Origin of the sequence: Aeromonas lusitana (assembly GCF_002812985.1) — a bacterium.
Classification (GTDB): domain Bacteria; phylum Pseudomonadota; class Gammaproteobacteria; order Enterobacterales; family Aeromonadaceae; genus Aeromonas; species Aeromonas lusitana.
The window spans coordinates 16,105-36,589 of the sequence record NZ_PGCP01000038.1; the positions used below are offsets into that span (position 1 = coordinate 16,105).

General features: G+C 59.6%; 21 protein-coding genes. 7 read left to right on the forward strand and 14 right to left on the reverse strand.

What is annotated here, in order from left to right; translation table 11 throughout:
- Positions 1–59 precede the first annotated feature (59 nt).
- Positions 60–965: a LysR substrate-binding domain-containing protein gene (locus CUC44_RS18555; RefSeq protein WP_100861352.1), complete on the forward strand. Its 906-nt coding sequence runs from the start codon at positions 60–62 to the stop codon at positions 963–965.
- 79 nt (positions 966–1,044) lie between these two features.
- Here the strand turns inward: CUC44_RS18555 and CUC44_RS18560 are convergent, their stop codons facing one another.
- The 4 genes from CUC44_RS18560 to CUC44_RS18575 all read right to left on the reverse strand — a co-directional run bounded on the left by CUC44_RS18560 (position 1,045) and on the right by CUC44_RS18575 (position 5,879).
- The gene (locus tag CUC44_RS18560) at positions 1,045–2,010 is read right to left on the reverse strand and encodes an ABC transporter permease (RefSeq protein WP_100861353.1); all 966 of its coding nucleotides are present in this window, start codon (positions 2,008–2,010) and stop codon (positions 1,045–1,047) included.
- A gap of 2 nt (positions 2,011–2,012) precedes the next feature.
- Complete coding sequence (locus CUC44_RS18565; protein ID WP_100861354.1) at positions 2,013–3,131, reverse strand: ABC transporter permease; 1,119 nt, start codon at positions 3,129–3,131, stop codon at positions 2,013–2,015.
- Between the two features lie 82 nt (positions 3,132–3,213).
- Positions 3,214–4,794, reverse strand: a complete 1,581-nt coding sequence (locus CUC44_RS18570) for an ABC transporter ATP-binding protein (protein WP_100861422.1) — start codon at positions 4,792–4,794, stop codon at positions 3,214–3,216.
- Between the two features lie 86 nt (positions 4,795–4,880).
- Entirely contained in the window at positions 4,881–5,879 is a 999-nt protein-coding gene (locus tag CUC44_RS18575) for a BMP family lipoprotein (RefSeq protein WP_100861355.1), read from the reverse strand.
- Between the two features lie 421 nt (positions 5,880–6,300).
- Between CUC44_RS18575 and uvrD the strand changes: the two genes are divergently transcribed.
- Together uvrD and CUC44_RS18585 are read left to right on the forward strand one after the other, a co-directional pair.
- A complete protein-coding gene (gene uvrD / locus CUC44_RS18580; RefSeq protein WP_100861356.1) occupies positions 6,301–8,472 on the forward strand; it encodes a DNA helicase II in 2,172 nt (723 codons plus the stop codon).
- A gap of 513 nt (positions 8,473–8,985) precedes the next feature.
- A complete protein-coding gene (locus CUC44_RS18585; protein ID WP_208621090.1) occupies positions 8,986–9,840 on the forward strand; it encodes a DNA-methyltransferase in 855 nt (284 codons plus the stop codon).
- On the opposite strand, the gene CUC44_RS18590 is transcribed toward CUC44_RS18585, so the two are convergent.
- Positions 9,829–10,425, reverse strand: coding sequence for a ScaI family restriction endonuclease (locus CUC44_RS18590; protein ID WP_100861357.1), 597 nt, complete (start codon positions 10,423–10,425; stop codon positions 9,829–9,831). The two genes, CUC44_RS18585 and CUC44_RS18590, sit on opposite strands and share 12 nt — an antisense overlap.
- On the reverse strand, positions 10,422–10,637 hold the full coding sequence (locus CUC44_RS18595; protein ID WP_100861358.1) for a helix-turn-helix domain-containing protein: 216 nt from the start codon (positions 10,635–10,637) through the stop codon (positions 10,422–10,424). The genes CUC44_RS18590 and CUC44_RS18595 overlap by 4 nt, the downstream gene beginning before the upstream one ends.
- 477 nt (positions 10,638–11,114) lie before the next feature.
- Here CUC44_RS18595 and CUC44_RS18605 point away from each other — a divergent pair, with 477 nt between their 5' ends.
- A complete protein-coding gene (locus tag CUC44_RS18605; RefSeq protein WP_100861359.1) occupies positions 11,115–11,621 on the forward strand; it encodes a hypothetical protein in 507 nt (168 codons plus the stop codon).
- 179 nt (positions 11,622–11,800) lie between these two features.
- On the opposite strand, the gene ydfZ is transcribed toward CUC44_RS18605, so the two are convergent.
- Positions 11,801–11,998 (reverse strand): putative selenium delivery protein YdfZ, encoded by a 198-nt coding sequence (gene ydfZ, locus CUC44_RS18610; RefSeq protein ID WP_100861360.1) that lies wholly within the window; start codon positions 11,996–11,998, stop codon positions 11,801–11,803.
- A 296-nt stretch (positions 11,999–12,294) separates the two neighbouring features.
- Between ydfZ and CUC44_RS18615 the strand changes: the two genes are divergently transcribed.
- A complete protein-coding gene (locus tag CUC44_RS18615; protein ID WP_100861361.1) occupies positions 12,295–12,795 on the forward strand; it encodes a DUF1993 domain-containing protein in 501 nt (166 codons plus the stop codon).
- A gap of 247 nt (positions 12,796–13,042) precedes the next feature.
- On the opposite strand, the gene CUC44_RS18620 is transcribed toward CUC44_RS18615, so the two are convergent.
- Together CUC44_RS18620 and CUC44_RS18625 are read right to left on the reverse strand one after the other, a co-directional pair.
- Entirely contained in the window at positions 13,043–13,492 is a 450-nt protein-coding gene (locus CUC44_RS18620) for an SRPBCC family protein (RefSeq protein ID WP_100861362.1), read from the reverse strand.
- A gap of 92 nt (positions 13,493–13,584) precedes the next feature.
- A complete protein-coding gene (locus CUC44_RS18625; RefSeq protein WP_100861363.1) occupies positions 13,585–14,529 on the reverse strand; it encodes a LysR family transcriptional regulator in 945 nt (314 codons plus the stop codon).
- A gap of 104 nt (positions 14,530–14,633) precedes the next feature.
- Here CUC44_RS18625 and eamB point away from each other — a divergent pair, with 104 nt between their 5' ends.
- Both eamB and CUC44_RS18635 read left to right on the forward strand, forming a co-directional pair.
- The gene (gene eamB, locus CUC44_RS18630) at positions 14,634–15,221 is read left to right on the forward strand and encodes a cysteine/O-acetylserine transporter (RefSeq protein WP_100861364.1); all 588 of its coding nucleotides are present in this window, start codon (positions 14,634–14,636) and stop codon (positions 15,219–15,221) included.
- Positions 15,222–15,364: 143 nt separating this feature from the next.
- Entirely contained in the window at positions 15,365–16,033 is a 669-nt protein-coding gene (locus CUC44_RS18635) for a chromophore lyase CpcT/CpeT (RefSeq protein WP_100861365.1), read from the forward strand.
- 104 nt (positions 16,034–16,137) lie between these two features.
- On the opposite strand, the gene CUC44_RS18640 is transcribed toward CUC44_RS18635, so the two are convergent.
- The 5 genes from CUC44_RS18640 to CUC44_RS21125 form a co-directional block, all read right to left on the reverse strand.
- On the reverse strand, positions 16,138–17,247 hold the full coding sequence (locus CUC44_RS18640) for a YeeE/YedE thiosulfate transporter family protein (protein WP_208621091.1): 1,110 nt from the start codon (positions 17,245–17,247) through the stop codon (positions 16,138–16,140).
- A gap of 109 nt (positions 17,248–17,356) precedes the next feature.
- Positions 17,357–17,980, reverse strand: a complete 624-nt coding sequence (locus CUC44_RS18645) for a LysE family translocator (RefSeq protein WP_100861366.1) — start codon at positions 17,978–17,980, stop codon at positions 17,357–17,359.
- A gap of 378 nt (positions 17,981–18,358) precedes the next feature.
- The gene (locus CUC44_RS18650; protein WP_100861367.1) at positions 18,359–19,159 is read right to left on the reverse strand and encodes an AraC family transcriptional regulator; all 801 of its coding nucleotides are present in this window, start codon (positions 19,157–19,159) and stop codon (positions 18,359–18,361) included.
- Positions 19,160–19,212: 53 nt separating this feature from the next.
- Positions 19,213–20,109 carry an EamA family transporter RarD gene (gene rarD, locus CUC44_RS18655; protein ID WP_100861368.1) on the reverse strand — a complete coding sequence of 299 codons (897 nt, stop codon included), beginning with the start codon at positions 20,107–20,109 and terminating at the stop codon, positions 19,213–19,215.
- Positions 20,110–20,232: 123 nt separating this feature from the next.
- Positions 20,233–20,406: a hypothetical protein gene (locus tag CUC44_RS21125; RefSeq protein WP_167388952.1), complete on the reverse strand. Its 174-nt coding sequence runs from the start codon at positions 20,404–20,406 to the stop codon at positions 20,233–20,235.
- Positions 20,407–20,485 lie beyond the last annotated feature (79 nt).

Here is a 20,485-nt window from a genome sequence, read left to right on the forward strand (position 1 = left end):
TCCCGCCGATTTGGTGATAATAAGGCGAAATATCAAATCACTTTTACAGATAGGTAATAATGTTCGGCTGGGAGGGGATCTGCGAGTTTGTCAGCGTTGCGGAGCAGGGGGGCTTTACCCCGGCGGCGCGCAAGCTGGGAGTGTCGGTGGCCCAGGTCAGCCGGCAGGTGGCGCAGCTGGAAGACAGGCTGCAGGCCAAGCTGCTGCTGCGCACCACCCGTCAGGTGCGGCTCACTGAGCTCGGCGAGATCTATTTCCGTCACTGCCGACAACTGCTGGACAACCTGTATGAGGCCGAGCTGGCCCTGGGTCGCCATCAGGCGGTGCCGCAAGGCTCCTTGCGCATCACGGCCCCCGTCTCCTACGGCGAGAGCCGCATCGCCCCCCTGGTGAACGACTTCATGGTGCGCTTCCCCCAGCTGGAGGTGACCCTCAACCTCACCAACCAGCTGCTGGATCTGGTGCACGAGGGGTTCGATCTCGCCATCCGGCTCGGCCATCTCAAGGATTCGACTCTGGTGGCGCGCAAGCTGGCCAAGCGGGTGCCCTATGTGTGCGCCTCACCGGCCTATACCGCCCGCCACGGTATGCCCAACAGCCTGTCCGAGCTCTCCCGCCATGCCTGTCTGGTGGGCAACGGTGACGAATGGCATTTCACCCAGGATGGTCGCCCCCACAGCGTGCGGGTGCGCGGCATCTTGCAGTGCAACAGCGGCCACGCCCTGCTGGACGCTGCGCTCAAGGGGATCGGCATCATACAGCTGCCGGATTACTACGTGAGCGACCATCTGGCACGGGGGGATCTTATCGAGCTGCTGCCGGAACTGAGAGCACCGGAGGAGGGGATCTGGGCCCTCTACCCTCACAATCGCCACCTCTCCCCCAAGGTGCGGCTGCTGGTGGATTATCTCGCCGAGCGGCTCAGCGATCCTGCCCAGCCGGCTCTGGTGCGGCCCATCGGTTAACTATCAGATGGCAAAACGGCGTCCATAAAAAAGGCCCACTTGCGTGGGCCTTTTTGCATTGTTTGCATGGGCGGGAAGCTTATTCCCGTTCCTTGACGTAAGGGGTACCTAGCGCCTTGGGTGCCACCGCCTTGCCGATGAAGCCGGCCAGCAGGAACACCGTCAGTATGTAAGGCAGCGCCTCTATGGCCTGTACCGGGATCGGGAAGTCGCCGATGCTGACCCCCTGCAACCGGATGGCGACCGCGTCGAGGAAGCCGAACAGCAGGCAGGCCGCCATGGCGCTCCAGGGTTTCCACTTGCCGAACACCAGGGCTGCCAGCGCCATGAAGCCCTTGCCCGCACTCATGTTCGGGATGAACTGGGCGGTCTGGGCCACGGCGAGATAGGTGCCACCGATACCGGCCAGCAGGCCGCCGATGATCAGCGCTATGTAGCGCATGCGCACCACAGAGATGCCGGCGGTATCGACCGCGGCCGGGGCCTCGCCCACGGCGCGCAGACGCAGGCCGAAGCGGGTACGGAACAACACCCACCAGGCCAGGGGCACGGCGGCGAAGGCCACGTACTCCAGCAGGGAGTGACCGCTCAGCAGCTCGCTGTAGAGCTGGCCGATAACCGGCACGTCATACAGCTCCTTGGCATAGGGCAGATCGATGGGGGCGAAGCGGGCCGCGCCGGACAGAGCCGGGGTCTGGCCACCCTGATCGAACCAGTAACGGCCCAGGGTGACGGTCAGACCGGCTGCCAGTATGTTGATGGCCATGCCGCTCACCACCTGATCACCGCGGTGGGTGATGGTGGCAAAGCCGTGCAGCAGGGCGAACAGGATGGAGACGCCCACCCCGGCGCCGAGCCCGATCCAGGCGGAGCCAGACACGGCCGCCGCCGCCGCACTGGCGAAGGCCGCCGCCAGCAGCTTGCCTTCCAGCGCTATGTTGACCACCCCGGAGCGCTCGCAAAACATCCCCGCCATGGCAGCCAGAATGAGCGGTGGTGCGGTACGGATAGTGGCATCCAGCATCAAAATCAGCGTTTCGAACATGGTCAGGCTCCTTTGACTTGCGCGGCTGAGCGGTTGGCGAAGGCCAGATAGCACTGCTCGATACGCGGGCGCAGCATGTGCTCGAGGGCGCCACAGAACAAGATCACCAGACCCTGCAGCACCACCACTATGTTGCGATCCACCCCGAATTCGAAGCTGAGCTCGGCACCACCTTGATAGAGGAAGCCGAACAGCAGGCTGGCGATGATGACGCCGACCGGGTGATTACGTCCCATCAGGGCCACCGCGATGCCGGTGAAGCCGAAGCCTTCCACGAAGTTCAACTTGATCTGGTGCAGCTCACCCTGCAGCACGTTGAGGGCGAAGAAGCCCGCCAGCATGCCGGAGATCACCATGGCCAGGATCACCACCTTGGGATAGGAGATGCCCGCGTAGGCGGAGGCACTCTGGCTGGCGCCCACCGAGCGGATCTCATAGCCCCAGCGGGTATGCCAGATGAAGACCCACACCAGCAGCGCACAGATCAGCGCCCAGACGAAGCTGATGTTGAGCGGGCTGTTCGGCATCTCCACGCCGAACCCGGCCGCCAGCTCGCTCATCTTCGGCAACCAGCTCGCCACCGCAAACACCTTGCTCTCGGTGGCCATGGATCCTGGCGGCTTGAAGACATCGACCAGCAGGTAGGCCATCAGGGAGGCAGCGATGAAGTTGAACATGATGGTGGTGATGACGATGTGGCTGCCCCGCTTGGCTTGCAGCCAGGCCGGGATGAAGGCCCAGGCCGCACCGAACAGACCACCGGCTATGATGGCGAGTGGCAGCAGCAGCGCGAACGGCAGCACATCACCGAGCAGCAGACAGACTAGGCCGACGCCGAGGCCGCCGATGTAGGCCTGACCCTCACCGCCGATGTTGAACAGGCCGGCGTGGAAGGCCACCGCCACCGCCAGACCGGTGAAGATGAAACCGGTCGCGTAGTAGAGGGTGAAGCCTATGCCCTCGCCGGTGCCGAAGGCGCCGTACCACATGATCTCGGCGGCATCGATCGGGTTGATGTCGAGGTAATAGAACAGGATGGCCGACACCAGGAAGGCCAGCAGGATATTGATCGCGGGCAGCACGCCCACGGAGATCCAGGCAGGGATACGTGCTTGGCTCATGGGCGAGCCTCCTTGGCAATCTCGTCGGGGACTGGTGTGTTGACCATCATCAGGCCGAGTCCGTTACAAGTGGTTGTGACCTTCATGATGTGGCTCCCTGCGATTGGCTTGCCGCCACCTCGTCGGGGACTATGTTAGCCATCATCAGCCCTATGGTGCGTTCATCCGCCTTGGCGCCGTCCAGCTCACCGACGATGCGACCATCGGCGATGACTAGGATGCGATCAGACAGACTCATGATCTCGTCCAGCTCCACCGACACCAGCAACACCGCCTTGCCCTTGTCGCGCATGGCGATGATCTGCTGGTGGATGTATTCGATGGCGCCGATGTCGACCCCACGGGTCGGCTGGCCAACCAGCAGCACATCCGGGTTCTGCTCCACTTCCCGGGCGATCACCAGTTTTTGCTGGTTGCCGCCGGAGAAGTTCGCCGTCTTGTGCTCGGGATGGGGCGGGCGCACGTCCCACTTGTCCATCTTCTCCTGGCAATCCTGGCGGATGGCGGCCTTGTCCTGCAGCATCCCCTTGTTGTACTGGGCGCGCTGGTGGTAGCCGAGGATGAAGGCCTCTTTCGCCTCGAAGCGATTGATGAGCCCCATCTTGTGTCTGTCTTCCGGGATGTGGCCGAGACCGAAGTTGCGCACCATCTCGGGGCTGGCGGGCTGGTCGTGGTCCACCAGGTGCACGGCACTGCTGCCGTGAAGGGTGAAGCTGCCCTTGCTCGGTTTGAGGATGCCGCCGAGCAGGCTGAGCAGCTCGGACTGACCGTTGCCGGAGACGCCGGCGATGCCGACCACTTCCCCTGCACGTACCTCGAAGCTGACGGATTTGACCCGCTCCACCTTGGCATCATCGAAGTAAGACAATCCCTCGACCTTGAGCTTGGCCTCGCCCGGCTGGGCGGCGCCCTTGTCGACCTTGAGGCGCACCTTGCGGCCCACCATCAGCTCGGCCAGCTGCTCTTTATCGGTATCCTTGGTGGCGACGTGGGCCACCATCTCTCCCCGGCGCATGATGGAGACCTGATCCGTGATGGCCAGGATCTCCCGCAGCTTGTGGGTAATGAGGATGATGGTCGCGCCCTGATCCCGCAGCTTTTTCAGCACCTCGAACAGGTGATCCGCCTCTTGCGGGGTCAGTACCCCGGTCGGCTCGTCCAGGATCAGGATGCGGGCGCCGCGATAGAGCGCCTTGAGGATCTCGACCCGCTGTTGCAGGCCCACCGGCAGATCCTCGACCTTCTCGTGCAGCGGCACCTCGAGACCATAGTCCCGGGCCAGCTCGCCGAGCAATTTCTCGGCCGCCGCCAGGCTCTTGCCCAGGTGCCAGCCGTTTTCCGCGCCGAGGATGACGTTCTCCAGCACGGTGAAGTTGTTCACCAGCATGAAATGCTGGTGCACCATGCCCACGCCTGCGGCAATCGCATCTTGTGAGCCATGGGGTTTGAACGGTTTACCGTCGATCAGCATCTCGCCCTTATCGGCGTGGTAGAAACCGTAGATGATGCTCATCAGGGTCGACTTGCCGGCGCCATTTTCGCCGACGATGCCGTGAATACTGCCTTTACGAACCTGAAGGTCGATCTGCTTGTTGGCGTAAACTTCGCCAAAGCGCTTATCGATACCTCTTAATTCGATGGCATAGCGATCTGTCTGGTCCATGATGCAGTCCTTGCGGGTCATGAAGTAGAGACTAAAAACCGGCCCGTGCGGGCCGGTCATCATAGGTTGAGAGTCGTAGCAGAGACTCAGTACTTACAGGAGTTGTCGCTCATGTAGTCGTGCACCTTGATCTTGCCGGCGATGATGTCGGCCTTGATGGCGTCGACCTTGGCCTTCATTTCCGGGGTGATCAGAGCCTTGTTGTTCTCATCCAGCGCCCAATCCACACCGCCTTCCGCCAGACCCAGGGACTGGATGCCAGGCTTCCACTCGCCCTTGGCGGCGTCATCCCAGCTCTTGTAAGCGGCCAGGCCGACGGACTTGACCATGGAGGTCAGCATGGTGCCCGGTTGCAGGTGGTTCTGGTTGGAATCCACGCCGATGGCGAACTTGCCTTCGTCCTTGGCAGCCTGGTAAACACCGATGCCGGTGCCGCCAGCGGCAGCATAGACAACGTCTGCACCCTTGGCGAACTGGGACTTGGCCAGTTCTGCACCCTTGGCCGGGTCAGCAAACGCGGCCGGGGTGGAGCCGGTCATGTTCTGGTATACGTCGATCTTCGGATTGATGTACTTGGCGCCCTGCTCGTAGCCGCACTGGAATTTGCGGATCAGCGGGATGTCCATGCCGCCCACGAAGCCGACCTTGCCGGTCTTGGAGGCGATGGCTGCCAGTGCACCCACCAGGAAGGAACCTTCATGCTCCTTGAAGATGAGGGACTGTACGTTCGGCTTGTCGACCACCATGTCGATGATGGTGAACTGGGTTTTCGGGAACTCGGTGGCGACCTTCTCTACCGCAGAGCCCATGTTGAAGCCGACGGCGACGATGGGGGTGTTGCCACGGCTGGCCAGACGACGCAGACCCTGCTCGCGCTGGGCTTCGTTCTGGGGTTCGAACTCCTTGACCTTGACGCCTTTGTCCTTGTTGTAAACTTCGACGCCGTTGCGGAACACGGCTTCGTTGAAGGACTTGTCGAATTTGCCGGCGGTGTCATAGATGACGGCAGGATCGGAGGCTGCCTGGGCAGACAGGGCAGCAAGGGTGAGGGTGGCCACGGTGGCCAGCTTGAGCACTTTAGTCACGATCGTATCCTTGATTGTTATGTTGAGGGTCCACAACCCGCCGTAGCAGCAGGCTATAAAGCACGCTGGCTAACTGTAAGTGAGCCAACTTGTGGGTCAAGGAGATCATAAAGGAAAAACGTTTGCGTTAACGGTTTGAAATATAAGCAAATTGCTTTATAAGTGTTTGTTTTTAACCTGGTTTTCAGAACTAAATGCTGCGATTAATAGGGTTCAAATGACATTTTTGTTTGTATTCATCGAGTTAGGCGCAAGCGTTTTTCTTGTCTGATGAAAAAGGCGGCTTCCATTGACACTATTTTGTGGCATGGAAACAGCATCTTCTCCTGCCAGGGGCGGCAAGGACCCTATGTCACACGGATTTGGTCTCTGGCCGCTCAGGCCGTATAATCGCCGCCTGTATAAATAAACAGGAGTGGTGATGGACGTTTCAACCTTGCTCGACGGGCTCAACGACAAGCAAAGAGACGCGGTGGCGGCCCCCCGTTGCAACCTGCTGGTGCTGGCGGGTGCCGGTTCGGGCAAGACCCGGGTACTGGTGCACCGTATCGCCTGGCTGATGCAGGTGGAGCGTTGTTCACCCTTCTCCATCATCGCCGTGACCTTCACCAACAAGGCCGCCGCCGAGATGCGTGGCCGGGTCGAGAAGGTCATAGGTGACGGTGTGCGCGGCATGTGGATAGGCACTTTCCACGGCATCGCCCACCGCCTGCTGCGGGCCCATCATCTGGATGCGGGCCTGCCCCAGGATTTCCAGATCCTCGACTCCGACGACCAGTACCGCCTCATTCGCCGGGTGCTCAAGGCGCTGAACCTGGACGAGAAGCACTGGGCCCCGCGCGCCGTGATGGGCTACATCAACGGCAAGAAGGATGAAGGTCTGCGCCCCGGCGACATCGATCTCTACGGCGATCCCGTCACCCGCACCTATCAGCAGATCTACAAGACCTATCAGGAGACCTGCGATCGCTCCGGGCTGGTGGATTTTGCCGAGCTGCTGCTGCGCGCCCACGAGCTGTGGCTGAACCGGCCGCACATCCTCGAGCACTATCGGGATCGCTTCCAGAACATTCTGGTGGACGAATTCCAGGATACCAACGGCATCCAGTACGCCTGGCTGCGCATGCTGGCTGGCGACACAGGCCGGGTGATGATCGTCGGCGACGATGATCAGTCCATCTACGGCTGGCGCGGCGCCAAGATAGAGAACATCCAGCGCTTCCTGACCGACTACCAGGGCGCCGAGACCATACGCCTCGAGCAGAACTACCGCTCCACCGCCAATATCCTGAAAGCCGCCAACAGCGTCATTGCCAACAACGCGGAGCGCCTCGGCAAGGAGCTGTGGACCGAGGGGGCCGAGGGCGATCCGATTTCCCTGTACGCCGCCTTCAACGAGGTGGACGAGGCCCGCTTCGTGGTTGGTCGCCTCAAGGACTGGAAGGAGAAGGGGGGCCTGCTCACCGACTGCGCCATCCTCTATCGCTCCAACGCCCAGTCACGGGTGCTGGAAGAGGCGCTGATGCAGGACGCCATGCCGTACCGCATCTACGGCGGCCTGCGCTTCTTCGAGCGCCAGGAGATCAAGGATGCCATGGCCTACCTGCGGCTCATCAACAACCGCGGCGATGACGCCAGCTTCGAGCGGGTCGTCAACACCCCGACCCGTGGCATCGGCGATCGCACCCTGGAGATCCTGCGCAACAACGCCCGCGATCAGGGCCAGAACCTTTGGCAGTCCGCCAAGACCCTGCTGAATGACAAGGTGCTGACCGGCCGTGCCGGTAACGCGGTGCGCGGTTTCGTGGAACTGATAGACGCGCTGGAGGAGCAGGTCTCCTTATTGCCGCTGCACCAGCAGGCGGATATCGCCATCCAGCATTCCGGCCTCAAGGCCATGTATCTGGCCGAGAAGGGCGAGAAGTCCCAGGCGCGGGTGGAGAACCTGGACGAGCTGGTCACCGCCTGCCGCCAGTACCAGCGGCCGGACGAGCTGGAAGACATGAGCGATCTCTCCGCCTTCCTCGCCCACGCGGCGCTGGAGTCTGGCGAGAATCAGGCGGACGAATACGCCGATGCGGTGCAGCTGATGACGCTGCACAGCGCCAAGGGCTTGGAGTTCCCTCTGGTGCTGCTGGTGGGGGTGGAGGAGGGCATGTTCCCGAGCCAGCAATCCACCGAGGAGTCGGGCCGCCTCGAAGAGGAGCGGCGCCTCTGTTACGTAGGCATGACCCGCGCCATGGAGAAGCTCTACATCTGTTATGCGGAGAGCCGCCGCATCTACGGCCGCGAGATGTTCCACAAGCCGAGCCGCTTCATCCGCGAGATGCCCGCCGAGTGCCTCGAAGAGATCCGGCTGCGCACCCAGGTGAGCCGCCCGACCCAGTACGGGCGTTTCAGCCAGAACGAGGTGCAGCAGAGCTTCGACGCCAGCGGCATCAAGCTCGGCCAGCGGGTGCTGCACCCGAAATTCGGGGAAGGCATAGTGCTGAACTTCGAAGGGGTCGGCCAGCAGAGCCGGGTGCAGATCCAGTTCGACGACGTCGGCGCCAAGTGGCTGGTGACGGCATATGCCCGCCTTGAGGCGCTGTAAGGCGCAGCGCACCCACCTGTGATGTGAAAAGGAGCCGATGGCTCCTTTTTTGTCACAGGTAGGTTCGATTAGCGAAGCGTAATCGGACGTTCGCGTCATGGGAGATGGCGTTGGTAGCACGGCTGGCGCCGTGCAGGACGCGAGGGCATGGCCCTCGACAGGGTTTCGCCCGCCCTTCGGGCTGGGACGAGTGACTTTGGAAAGACCCAAAGTCACCAAAGGTCTTCTCCCCCGCCAATCCGCTGGCTTCGCCAGTGCCCTCGGTCCAGAGCCAACGTCGGACGGGCCGCCGCAGACGGCACTTTAGCTTGCGCCTTCCATGGCTTCAGTTAAAGTTCACTTCGGACATCCGTGTCCTTGCGCAAAATCGAGGCCGATTCTGCTTTGGTAAGCGGTATGCTTGGCTCCAAATGAAGTTTATATGATCCTGCGATAAGCTGTTTTTAGCCGGAGAGTTTGCAATGAATAAGCTTGACTCAACATTAGTTGGTGAATACTATAAGTTTCATGACGATGAAAAAATTAAACTTAATTAAATCTATTTTAGGTACGCCTTCTTTTGAAGAAGATGGTGTGGTTATTTATAATCGAGATTGCCTTGATGGCATGAAACAGATACCTGATGGATTGATAGATGCGACAATTACCTCTCCTCCCTACAATATAGGGAAGGAGTACGAAAAGTTAAATAATCTTAATGATTACTTGTCTTGGTGTGAGTCGTGGATACAACAGGTTCACAGAATAACGAAACCCAATGGAACATTTTGGCTTAATTTAGGATATCTAGAAGTAGAGTCCAAAGGATTAGCGGTTCCTATTCCATACCTTCTTTGGGATAGAACTCCTTTTTATCTCATTCAAGAGGTTATCTGGAATTATTCTGCTGGAGTTGCATGCAAGAATAGATTCTCTCCAAGGAATGAAAAATTACTGTGGTATGTAAAGGACAAAAGTGATTATATATTCAATTTGGATGATGTTCGCGATCCGAATGTTAAGTATCCAAATCAGAAAAAAAACGGAAAATTGAAATGTAATCCTAATGGTAAGAATCCTTCTGATGTTTGGCAGATTCCTAAAGTTACATCAGGTAGAAATCGCTCGTCAGCGGAAAGGACACCTCATCCCGCTCAATTCCCTATGGCAATGGTTGAGAGGATGATGCTGGCCTCTAGCAATGAGGGGGATCTGATATTAGATCCTTTCATGGGGTCTGGTAGTACGGCAGAGTGTGCTCTTAGAAACAAGAGAATGGTTATAGGGTTTGAACTTGAAGAGAAATATATTGGTTATGCAGGCCAACGCATAACCAATTATCAAGAGGATTCAAAGCTAACAACAGCTCAGTGTGCTTTATCTTTTTGAGTATAGAGTTTTAAATTTTAGCTCGTAAGTTTCTGGTGAGAGACTAGATTGTTGTCCAGATTCAGCTTTCTGGCCTTTCCAGTCAGTATGGTCAAGCCATCCAAATCTGATAGTCTGAATTTCAGGTTTGACTTTGCTGGCAGAAAACTTCCAGAAATTTACGGCTAAATAGAAACCATCCTTACTTTTTTTACCTTGTGTAGGCTGTTGGGCATAGCTGCGATTGCCAAAAATTCGAGATGGATTTGACGATGTTTTTAGCTCTATTGAATAAAAGTCATCTGGAATATATACGATATCTTTATCACCCGCATTCTTTTCACCTCTCCATGCTAATGGGAAAGCAGCCTCTATTTCTGCAGGGATAAGCTCATGGAGCAATGCGCCAATGATTTGAGGTTTAGGAAATATATGCTCACCTATTTTAAGACCATTATTTCCTATAGAGGTGTTGAATATACCATTCCAAGCATCATGAACCACCTCTATAATAAAATCCTTGGGTAATGGATGTTTATTAATTAATTTTTCTGTTATTGACTTCCATTCTGATTTGTCGTGGTCAGCGTAGGGAGATCTGTTCATTCAATACCTCTAAGCAACTCTGTTGGTGTAATATCTAATGCTCTGGATATGATAATAATATTCTCCAAGCTAATGTTTCGCTCACCACGTTCAACAGAGCTGATATAAGTTCTATGTAAAGAACATCTATCCGCAAGTTCTTCTTGTGATAGATGTTGTTCTTGTCGGTGAAATTTCATATTTTCACCAAACTTCTTCTTTATTTCTTTCATATGGATATTATCCGCCCATTGAATACTATGAGTCTACAGACTATGAGTTTCCTTTTGACGATGAGGTTGCGGTGACTAGTCCGTATATTCACTTAGAGAAGCGTAATCGGACGTTCGCGTAATTGTTCGCGAAGGAAACGTCCTTTTGGTGATTACTCTCTCTATCGGCGTTGTCTCGAAGGAACAGCCCCAATCCTGCGGATAGACGCCACTTGCCACACCCATATGGTGAATCCTGCTCATCCCGGATCAGATGTTCCCAATAATAGCGTTGCCAGAGGTCCCGTTCTCCATGGCGTAACCGGGTCTGGCTGCGCCGCTCGGTCACCAATGAAATCTGGGACACCCATCTTTCTGAAGTGAGCCTTGTCTGGTGGGTTATCCGTGCTGTCACCAAAAAGGTGGGTAGCCCAAGATGCTGCTTTGATGGTGCGGCGAACCACGGCATACTGCCCCGTCACTGGATGGGGGTCATTAATGTCTAAATGGATGCCAAGAATGCGCTGGTTAGGACGCTGGTTTTTGCGAAAAACGACTCTGGCGCTACTGACCAGCCTGCTGTTTTTGCTCTCGTTCACCCTGTTTCAATACGCATCTTGGTTGCCGGTGCTGGAGGTCGATTCCTTCCTCGAATGGAGCTGTTTCTCTTCAGGGCGCACCTTTACCGAACTGGCTCCGGCCATGCTGGAGTTTAGTTTCGTGCTCGCCTGCGCCTTCTTGCCCCTGTTTTTGCTGACACCGCGCCCGCTGCTGCTCCCGCTCTTTGCCGGACTCTGGCTGTGGCAAACCTATGACATCGCTTTTATGACGGCTACCGCCTCGACCTGGCTGCCTCACGAGATCATCTGGACCTTTATCCTGCCCCACACCCACTGGCTGCTGCTTACCCTGCTGCCCCCTCTGCTGCTGATCCGTTATCTCGGCAGGCGGCTGCTGGCGCCAGAAACCCAGCCAGGGGCAGCCATCAGGTCGGCCAAGTCATAGAATAGGGAAACAAGGCGTGGGCAGGGCCTGATCTGCACATATCTAGGGATGCCAAGCCAATAAGCCATGGGCATAAACGGGGAGAAACGCGGGGGAGGGTAAATCAGAAACCCGGCCGTTGGACGGGGCGCGGCGGCCGGGTGAATTGTAAAGAGTAGGGTGACAGAGAACGCGGGTTATCAGCCTAGTCTAATCAACTCGATGGGCGCGTAACGCTCTCGGGAGTTGGCCAGCAGCACGCACTTCTCATGCTCCGCCTCATAGGGGGTCATATTGTCGGTGTGGGCCTCCTTCAGGACGTCGACGGCGCCGGTGGCGGCGATCATGACGCGCTGGCCCAGGGTCAGCACATTGCGGTTCCGATCATAGATCTTCATTGCACTCTCCTTTTGTTGTACCCGGATGGGTGCTCCGGGCGGCGGGATCAGACTACGCCCCTGAAAAAGGGTGATGCATGTCACAGATCAAAAAAGAGGCGAAGAGGGACTCGAAGAGTGGCGCATGGCGGCGCTGGACCAGGGGCGTCGGCAGCGCGGCCTTGCAGGGTCGGCCATGGCCTGTCGCTCTGCACGCCGGCCTCGGTGCTTTTTGCCAGCCAGGGCTCGAACCGGGGAGGGGATGCGCTATAGTGATGCCGCTTGTTTCACTGCCTTCAACCAACCGAGAGTGCATTATGAATCGTGATATCGCCGCCCAGTTTATCAAGATGCTGACCAACCTCGACCACTGCCTGGCCAAGGCCGAGGCCCACGCCGAGGCCAAGAAATTCAACGTGGACAACTTTGTGGGCGAGCGTCTTATCGTCGACATGCTGCCCTTCTCCAAGCAGATCCTGATCTGCTGCGACACGGCCCGCGCCCTGGTTGCCACTGCCAGCCACAGCGAGCTGCCTGTGCTGGGTGATGACCCCAAGACCATGGCGGATCTGCGCGCCCATATCGGCAAGACCATCGCCTATCTGCAGAGCAAGCTGGAGGCCGATTTCAGCCAGTATGCGAGCGGTCACTACTATCCCTACTGGGCCGGTGGCAAGGGGATGGATGGCCATACCTGCGTCCACGAGTACGGCATCCCGAACTTCTACTTCCACCTGACCATGGCCTATGCCCTGCTGCGTCAGGCCGGGGTCAACCTCGGCAAGGGGGATTACCTGGGTGGCCTGAACCTGCAATAAGAACCCATCCCATCAGGCTAGTTAACTCGCCATGTTGAACCCAGGCAGTGCTCGACATCCTCACGTACTCCAGTACGCTCCGGTTTCAGCGCGCTGGCTGTGTCCAAACTGCCATCGACAATGACGCCTATTGGGATAGGAGTCGCGGTCTGTCGAAACGAAAAGAGCCTGCCAGTTTGGCAGGCTCTCTGTATTTTTGGGCGGCAGGTTCTGGTCTGCGTTGGGCCCCTGATGCGGGACTGAACGGTTATTCGCTCGGGATCTCCGGCTCCACCAGGGCGGCGAGCTGGCTCAGGGACTCCTGCCAGCCGAGGTAACACATCTCCACCGGAATGAGTGCCGGGATCCCCGCCTGCTCGATGGCGAGCTCGGTGCCGCACAGCACCTGGGTCAGTCTGATGGTGACCCGCATCTCCCCCGGCAGATTGGGGTCATCAAATCTATCCGTGTAGCGGATGCGCTTGCCCGGCTCCAGCTCCTGATACTCGCCGCCAAAGGCGTGACTATGGCCGGTGCCGAAATTGGTGAACGCCATGCGAAAGTGGCCGCCGACCCTGGCATCCAGCTCGGCCACCTTGCAGGTAAAGCCGTGGGGCGGCAGCCACTTGGCGAGTGCCTCCCCTTCGATAAAGGCGCGATAGACCCGCAGGGGCGGGGCCTTGAGGACGCGATGCAGCGTCACTGTTCCTGTGCTCATCTTGGGTTCCTTCTCGGTAGTGTCCGAGCAAGGATAGTCGCTCGGGGGAAGGACAACCGGGGGCCGGGAGTCGTGGCGCCCCCATGAAGGGGTCAGCTTGCTGTCAGGCGCCGCGCATCCTGGTTGCCATGAGTGGCCCCATTTGCCGCGGGCTGCCCCTCCTCTGTCAGGCACGCTTGCACGCACTCCATAAACACCCGCATGGCGGGGCTGACAAACTTGCCGGCGTGGTGGGCGCACAGGGCCGTGATGCCGAGGGGCGTGGGGGAGAAGGGCAGCTCCTGCAGCTCCCCCGAACTCAGCTCCCGCTCGACGGCGAAGCGGGGCAGGAAGGAGACGCCGAGGTTGCTGGCCACGCAGCGCTTGATGCTCTCTATGCTCCACAGCTCTATGGTGCCGTCCAGGGTGATGGCGCGCTGGCGAAGGGTGCTCTCGAACAGCTGGCGGAAGATGCACTGCGGCTCGTTGATGATGAAGCTGACCGGCAGGTGCTGATCCGGGCGGGTGAAGTCGATGCCGCTGAGGGCGGGGGAGGCTACCAGCACCAGGGGTTGCTCGCCAAAGCTCTCCATCTGCAGGGCGGCGTCGTTGCCGACCCGGTAGAAGATGCCGAGATCGGCCTCGTCCGCCAGCAGCGCATCACGAATGACGTAGCAGTTCAGGGACTGGAGCGACAGGCGCACTCCCGGGGCCAGCCGCTTGAAGCGCTCGAGCACCGCCGGCATCTTGTAGGCCAGCAGGGTTTCGCCGATGGCGACCCTGAGCTCGCCGTTCGGCTCGGCGTCCTGCTGCGCCGCCTGACGGAGACCCGCCATCACCCGGATCATTTCGTGCACATGGGGCATGATGTTCTGCCCGGCCTTGGTCAGGCACATGCGACGCCCTATTTTTTCGAACAGTTGCAGCGAAAGCTCCTGCTCAAGCTGCTGGATATGAAAGGTTATCGTCGACTGGGTGCAGCAGAGCTTGCGGGATGCCTTCACGAAGGAGCCCTCCTCGATCACCGTCTTGAGGGTAATGAGACGTCGCAGATCCATGGGGACTCCAATTCATCGAAATGGTTGAATTTAGCATGCTAAAACATTCGATTTTGTGATGCCAGTGGCCGCGTTAAGGTATCACTCCCATTCGGAGAAACACCATGACCTCGACCCTTGTCAGCGCATTTTTGACCTACACCCTGATCACGGCCATGACGCCGGGACCGAACAACATCCTGGCCCTGAGCGCCGCCAACCAGCATGGTCTGCGCCGCAGTAGCCGGGTGCTGGCGGGCATGAGCGCGGGCTTCCTGCTGATCATGCTGCTGTGTGCCCTGTTCACCTTCACCCTCATCAGCCTCTCCCCCGCGCTGGTCGGCTGGCTCAGCTGGGCCGGGGCCGCCTATGTACTCTGGCTGGCCTGGCGCATCGCGACCAGCGGCTCCAACCTGTCGAGCACAGATGGAGCCTTGCCCGGCTTCTGGACCAGCTTCTGGCTGCAGTTCGTGAACGTGAAGATCATCCTCTACGGCATCACGGCGCTCTCCACCTTCGTGTTGCCCCACACCACAGAACTCGTCTGGGTGCTGGGTGTCAGCCTGCTGCTGGCGCTGATCGGCACGCTGGGGAACCTCTGCTGGGCCCTGGCGGGTCATCTGCTGCAGCCCCTGTTTCAGCGCCATGGCCGCATCCTGAACCTGACCCTGGCGGCCCTGCTGGTCTACTGTGCGGTTCGGATGCTGATCTGATCGGACGCAGGCCGGGGCTGCGTCGCAGTCGTTCGCTAACGCAGTGATTTTTCATCGGATTTTGAAGGAGTTGATCAAGGTAGAGGTTATTGCGGGCGTTCGCTCATATAATCGCCGCCATGCAAGCGACTCGGAAGGATTCGATGATAAAGCTGATGGCGGCCCTGTTCGGGCTGTTTTATACCTGCCTGGTGTGGGCGGCACCGGCCCCCTTTGTGGCGCCGCCGGCCACGCCACTCCTGAGTCGGGTCAGCATGGAGCCGCTGCTCTCCTGGTTCTCCGGCGAGTTCTCCAGTCGGGAGCAGGCCAGCTACGACAAGCGCTTCACCAGTGCCGAGTTGCGACTGATGGAGATCTGGCCCGGTTATCAGGGCTTTCGCTGGGTTTATGCCGAGCAGTTCCTGACCGAGCGGGCGGTACGCCCGTTTCGCCAGCGCATCTACCGCTTCTCCCCCCTGCCGGATGGTCAGATCCTGATGGCGGAGCTGACTATGCCCAGAGCCACCGACTTCGCCGGTGCCTGGCGCAAGCCGGAATTGCTCGACACCCTGACCCCGCAACAGCTCTCCCTGCGTCAGGGTTGCGAGATCTGGCTGAGCCGCCAACCCTCGGGGGAGTACAGGGGGCACAGCCGGGTCGGGAGCTGCTCCACCAACTTCGGCGGCGCCAGCACCCTGGTGCAATACCTCTGGATTGGCCCGGATAGCGTCAGGCTGCTGGACAGGGCTTATGACAACGAGGCGCACCAGCGCTGGGGCAGTCCGGGGGAAGGCTATGTGTATCTGCGCAAGGTGAAACAGCGCGGGGAGTGAGGGGCCGGTTCGGCCCCTTTTTTATCCGTCGAAGCTGGGCTTCAGGGCATCGGTTGCAAAGCGAATGACGGGATGGCGCCATCAGGCCCCATCCCGTTTTTGCATCAGAGCCTGAACAGGGGTCGCAGACGGATGCCGATCAGGCTGCCGCCCAGCGCCATCAGCATCCAGACCCAGCCGTGCAGGCTGCCGGACGCGGTGCCATCGAAGAAGCCGCCGAGGTTGCAGGCGCTGTACATGGCCCCCATCCCCATCAGCAGACCGCCTAGGATGGATGCCAGGCTGTTGCCGAGCCGCATCGGGGCATAGGTGCCGCCGCCGGTGAGGCAACGGGCCAGCGCCGCCCCCAGGATCCCGAGCCAGAACATGCCGACCATGGGGTTGATGAACAGCGGCTGGGCCAGTTTCGGGTTGCCTTCATACAGGCCGAACACAGAGGCGCCGCGCAGCGCCATGTCGTACACGGCGCCCGTGATGGTCCAGGCCGAGCCGTGCAAGGCGACCACGGCGGAGTTGAGCAGGGCGATGACGATGCCGCCGGTCAGCACGGTGAAGCGGCCGTCGCGCCAGAACAGCTGGGTGCCGCGCAGCAGCGGCTTGATCTCGCCGGTGCGCTTCAACTCGCTTCGGCGAAACAGCATGAACAGCACGGCGACCAGGGCCAGGTTCAGCAGCATGCCACTCCAGAGGTTGCCGGTCAGATCCCGGGCCAGCACCACATGGCTGGAGAAGGTGGCGTCCAGGGTGGGGCGGAACTGGCTGCTGATCAGGGTGCCTATGCCGTAGCAGACCAGCACCAGCCAGAAGCGGGGCTGGCCCTCGCCACAGCAGTACAGGGTGCCGGTGGCGCAGACCCCGGCCAGCTGCATGCCGATGCCGAACAGGAAGGCGCCGACGATGAAGGGCACGCCTATGGCCATGACGTTGCCCACCATGGCATCGCCGAACAGGGCGTGGCTGAAGGAGAGGAAGCAGGTGAACAGCAGGATCTCGATGGCGATGGTCAGCAGATGGGCCCGCACATAGTAGCTGTTGCGCTTGGTCAGCATCTCGCGCCAGCCAAAGACGATGCCGAAACGGCTGAAGGAGAGGGTGAAACCGAAACCGAAGCCGATGAGGGCCATCAGGGCCCACTTCATGCCGAACGTCTCCCCCAGATAGAACAACGCTCCCCCCGCGAGAGCCACGATGGGGAGCGACCATTGTCGAGTCATGCCGATACATCCTTCACATTGTTGTGGTAAAGGCGTGCATCCTAATCCCGCAATGAGTCCAATGCCAGCCCGCTCGGTGGCGCCGGGCCGTTTCTGTGCGTTTTATGTCTCAGACATAAGCGCTGGCCTCGACGGCCAGCTCGGCCAGGATGGAGAGGCTGACGGCGCAAAACAGCAGGCCGGTGACCAGGTTGAGTGGGCGCTGCACCCGGCCGAGCAGTCCCTGGGCTTTCGGGGTGGAGAGGCTCCAGGCCAGGGAGAGCAGGAACAGCTCCAGGATCAGCAGGCCCCGGGTCAGGCCATCCACTTGCGGGGTCACCATGGCCGCCAGCAATCCCATGAAGAACAGCAGCGCCTTGGGGTTGAGCAGGTTGGTGGCAAGACCGATCTTGATGCCCTTGCGCCAGCCCTGACGCTCTCCACCCGCCCTGAACGCCTGCCCCGTCGCTCCCTGCCAAGCGCCCTTGAGCGCACCCCAACCGAGCCAGCCGAGATAGAGGGCGCCCACTATCTTCACTCCCAGAAACAGCCAGGGCTGGCTCGCGATCAGCAGGCTGATGCCGGTGAGGCTCAAGGTGGCGTGCAGCAAGATGGCGAGCGCTATGCCGAGCGCCGCCCCGAGGGCGGTGGGGCGATGCAAGCTGGTGCGCAGGATCAGCGCGAAATCCGGGCCTGGGCTTGCCAGGGCAACGAGATGGATGACCCCTAAGGTCAGGAACAGGCTGGTGAACATGGTATACCTCGACGACAAGACGAGGGCACAGCATGGGACATGGTCAGGGGGGCTGGCTTGTAAAAGATTGCACCAAGGAGAGAGGGGGTGACGAGCGGCGAGAGGTTATGACCCTAGGCAGTGTTTGGTATTGCTACATATGGCTATTGTGGAGTTTTGTATTGTAAGAGGGCCTGAAAAAAGTGCGAAATACAGGGGCATCGCCCGTTGTCGGCCGGGTTGACGGTGGTAGACGCCGATCTGCTGACTGCTGACTGCTGACTGCTGACTGCTGACTGCTGACTGCTGACTGCTGACTTGGTTGGATTTGTCTCTGCTGACGGCTATCGGCGGGGGTTATCAAAGTTCCTCTCTGCCGGTTGCCAGCGGAGGGCGGGTCTAAGGCCGTATCTGTTGGCGGTAATCCGCCGGGGTGAGCCCGAAGGCCTGGCGAAAACCGTGGTGGAAGTGGCTCTGATCGAAGAAACCGACCGCCAGCGCCACCTCGCTCACCGGCATACCGGCGCCGAGCAGGCGTTTGCCTTGCTCGAGGCGCAGCCGCTTGAGCCAGGCGTAGGGAGTCATGCCGGTCTTCTTCTTGAACTGGCGCAGGAAGGCGAAGCGATCCAGCCCGAACTGGGCGGCGAGATCCTCCAGGCTGTGGCGCTGATCCAGCTGGCCGAGCAGGTAGTCCCGCAGGTACCGCAGCTGAGGATCCGCCAGCACGTGGCGCTCGGGGGCCAGCCCGAACAGCTCGCCGAGCAGGGCCAGCAACTCGCTCTCCGCCCGCAGGCCGTCCGGCTCCGGGCTGTCCAGATACATGTGCAGGTGGGCGAAGCCCTGATAGAGGTCGGGCCGGGTCTGCAAGCCCTTGTCGAAGAAGGGCTCCGGGCCCTCTGGCAGCCAGCGGGCCAGCTGCTCCGGGGCGATGGCGAACACCCGCACCTCGTACCCTTCCGGCAGCAGGCTCAGGCCGTCGTGCATCTCGTCCGGGTTGACGGTGGAGAGCTCGCCGCGCACCAGATTGTGGCTGCTGCCCTTGTGGATGAACCTCTGGCCACCCTGCTGCACCAGGCCTATGTGGTAGTCCAGGTGTACGTGGCGGCCATAGCTGAACTCCCTGTGATGGGAGTGGGAGAGTTCAACCCCCGGCAGCAGCCGGGGTTGCCAGTAGTGGATGCGGGATTGGGGAGCGCTCATGACTTATAGATACCCCAAATCCCGCTTCCTGGCTTGTAGATTATTGCGCCGCCTCAGGCGGCATTCTGGCGCCGCCTGCCGCTACGCAGGCCATCCAGGCTGAACAGCACAAGCGCACTCCAGATAAAGCCGAAGGTGATCATCTTGTCCAGCGCCAGCGCCTCCCCGTACAGGGTGACCGCCAGGATGAACATCAGGCTCGGGCCTATGTACTGGAAGAAGCCCAGGGTGGAGAGCTTGAGGCGGGTAGCGGCGGCGGTGAAGCAGAGCAGGGGCGCCGTGGTGACGGCCCCGGCGGCGATCAGCAGCAGGTTCAGGTGCCAGTCGTTCTGGGTCAGATGGCTGGTGGGGCTGTCGGCGAATCCCCACAGATAGATGGCCGCCGGCGGCAGCATGATCATGGTCTCGATCAGCAGGCCGGTCAGCGCATCCAGCGCCAGTTTTTTACGGATGAGGCCGTAGATGGCGAAGCTTGAGGCCAGCACCAGGGCAATCCAGGGCAGGGAGCCGAAGGCGACGATCTGGATGGCGACCCCGATCGCCGCTAGTCCCACCGCCCACCACTGCAGGCGGCGCAGCTTCTCGCTCAGAAACAGCATGCCGAGCAGCACGTTGAACAGGGGGTTGATGTAGTAGCCGAGGCTGGCATCCAGCATGTGGCCGTTGTTGATGGCCCAGATGAACAGCAGCCAGTTGCCGCCGACGGTGACCGAGGTGAAGGCCAGGGTGAGCAGCACCTTGGGCTGGCGCAGCACGGCCTGTACCTTGTGCCACTGGCGGGCGAGCAGGGTCAGCACCATCAGTAGGGCGCAGGACCAGATCATGCGGTGGGTCAGGATCTCGGCGGCCGGCACGGCAGCAATCGTCTTGAAGTAGATGGGGGCAAGGCCCCAAAGGGTATAGGCGCACAGGGCATAGATGACGCCCTGGCGCTGGCTGTGTTGCTGCATGCGGATAACCTTCACTGGAGAGCGGATGTGGGACAACATCGCAAAAAGTCAGTGTAGCCATCCTTTTGGATGGAAAGAAGTGAATAAATTGGTCGGAGGCGATTTTGACAGCATGACTCAGGGTCAGCGGCGGCCCCCGCGGCGGATCTTCTCCACATCCCGCAACAGCCACAGCATGAGCACGATGGCGGAGATCCAGGGGCCCCAGGTCACATAGGCCTCACCCTGACCCATCACGAAGAACAACAGCGGCAATCCTACTACCAGAAACAGGACACTCATCAGGAAGAACAGCATTTTTATCTTTAAATTTAACGGCTTGCTATTTGATGATTATATCGATTGAGGCTAGTGATGAAAGGATAAAAATGAAAAA

What these genes read in the sequence shown, in the direction of transcription:
- CUC44_RS18555 (WP_100861352.1), top strand. Translation starts at nt 60, where the DNA reads ATGTTCGGCTGGGAGGGGATCTGCGAGTTTGTCAGCGTTGCGGAGCAG.
- CUC44_RS18560 (WP_100861353.1), bottom strand. Translation starts at nt 2,010, where the DNA reads ATGTTCGAAACGCTGATTTTGATGCTGGATGCCACTATCCGTACCGCA.
- CUC44_RS18565 (WP_100861354.1), bottom strand. Translation starts at nt 3,131, where the DNA reads ATGAGCCAAGCACGTATCCCTGCCTGGATCTCCGTGGGCGTGCTGCCC.
- CUC44_RS18570 (WP_100861422.1), bottom strand. Translation starts at nt 4,794, where the DNA reads ATGGACCAGACAGATCGCTATGCCATCGAATTAAGAGGTATCGATAAG.
- uvrD (WP_100861356.1), top strand. Translation starts at nt 6,301, where the DNA reads ATGGACGTTTCAACCTTGCTCGACGGGCTCAACGACAAGCAAAGAGAC.
- CUC44_RS18585 (WP_208621090.1), top strand. Translation starts at nt 8,986, where the DNA reads ATGAAAAAATTAAACTTAATTAAATCTATTTTAGGTACGCCTTCTTTT.
- CUC44_RS18590 (WP_100861357.1), bottom strand. Translation starts at nt 10,425, where the DNA reads ATGAACAGATCTCCCTACGCTGACCACGACAAATCAGAATGGAAGTCA.
- CUC44_RS18595 (WP_100861358.1), bottom strand. Translation starts at nt 10,637, where the DNA reads ATGAAAGAAATAAAGAAGAAGTTTGGTGAAAATATGAAATTTCACCGA.
- CUC44_RS18605 (WP_100861359.1), top strand. Translation starts at nt 11,115, where the DNA reads ATGTCTAAATGGATGCCAAGAATGCGCTGGTTAGGACGCTGGTTTTTG.
- ydfZ (WP_100861360.1), bottom strand. Translation starts at nt 11,998, where the DNA reads ATGAAGATCTATGATCGGAACCGCAATGTGCTGACCCTGGGCCAGCGC.
- CUC44_RS18615 (WP_100861361.1), top strand. Translation starts at nt 12,295, where the DNA reads ATGAATCGTGATATCGCCGCCCAGTTTATCAAGATGCTGACCAACCTC.
- CUC44_RS18620 (WP_100861362.1), bottom strand. Translation starts at nt 13,492, where the DNA reads ATGAGCACAGGAACAGTGACGCTGCATCGCGTCCTCAAGGCCCCGCCC.
- CUC44_RS18625 (WP_100861363.1), bottom strand. Translation starts at nt 14,529, where the DNA reads ATGGATCTGCGACGTCTCATTACCCTCAAGACGGTGATCGAGGAGGGC.
- eamB (WP_100861364.1), top strand. Translation starts at nt 14,634, where the DNA reads ATGACCTCGACCCTTGTCAGCGCATTTTTGACCTACACCCTGATCACG.
- CUC44_RS18635 (WP_100861365.1), top strand. Translation starts at nt 15,365, where the DNA reads ATGATAAAGCTGATGGCGGCCCTGTTCGGGCTGTTTTATACCTGCCTG.
- CUC44_RS18640 (WP_208621091.1), bottom strand. Translation starts at nt 17,247, where the DNA reads ATGACTCGACAATGGTCGCTCCCCATCGTGGCTCTCGCGGGGGGAGCG.
- CUC44_RS18645 (WP_100861366.1), bottom strand. Translation starts at nt 17,980, where the DNA reads ATGTTCACCAGCCTGTTCCTGACCTTAGGGGTCATCCATCTCGTTGCC.
- CUC44_RS18650 (WP_100861367.1), bottom strand. Translation starts at nt 19,159, where the DNA reads ATGAGCGCTCCCCAATCCCGCATCCACTACTGGCAACCCCGGCTGCTG.
- rarD (WP_100861368.1), bottom strand. Translation starts at nt 20,109, where the DNA reads ATGCAGCAACACAGCCAGCGCCAGGGCGTCATCTATGCCCTGTGCGCC.
- CUC44_RS21125 (WP_167388952.1), bottom strand. Translation starts at nt 20,406, where the DNA reads ATGCTGTTCTTCCTGATGAGTGTCCTGTTTCTGGTAGTAGGATTGCCG.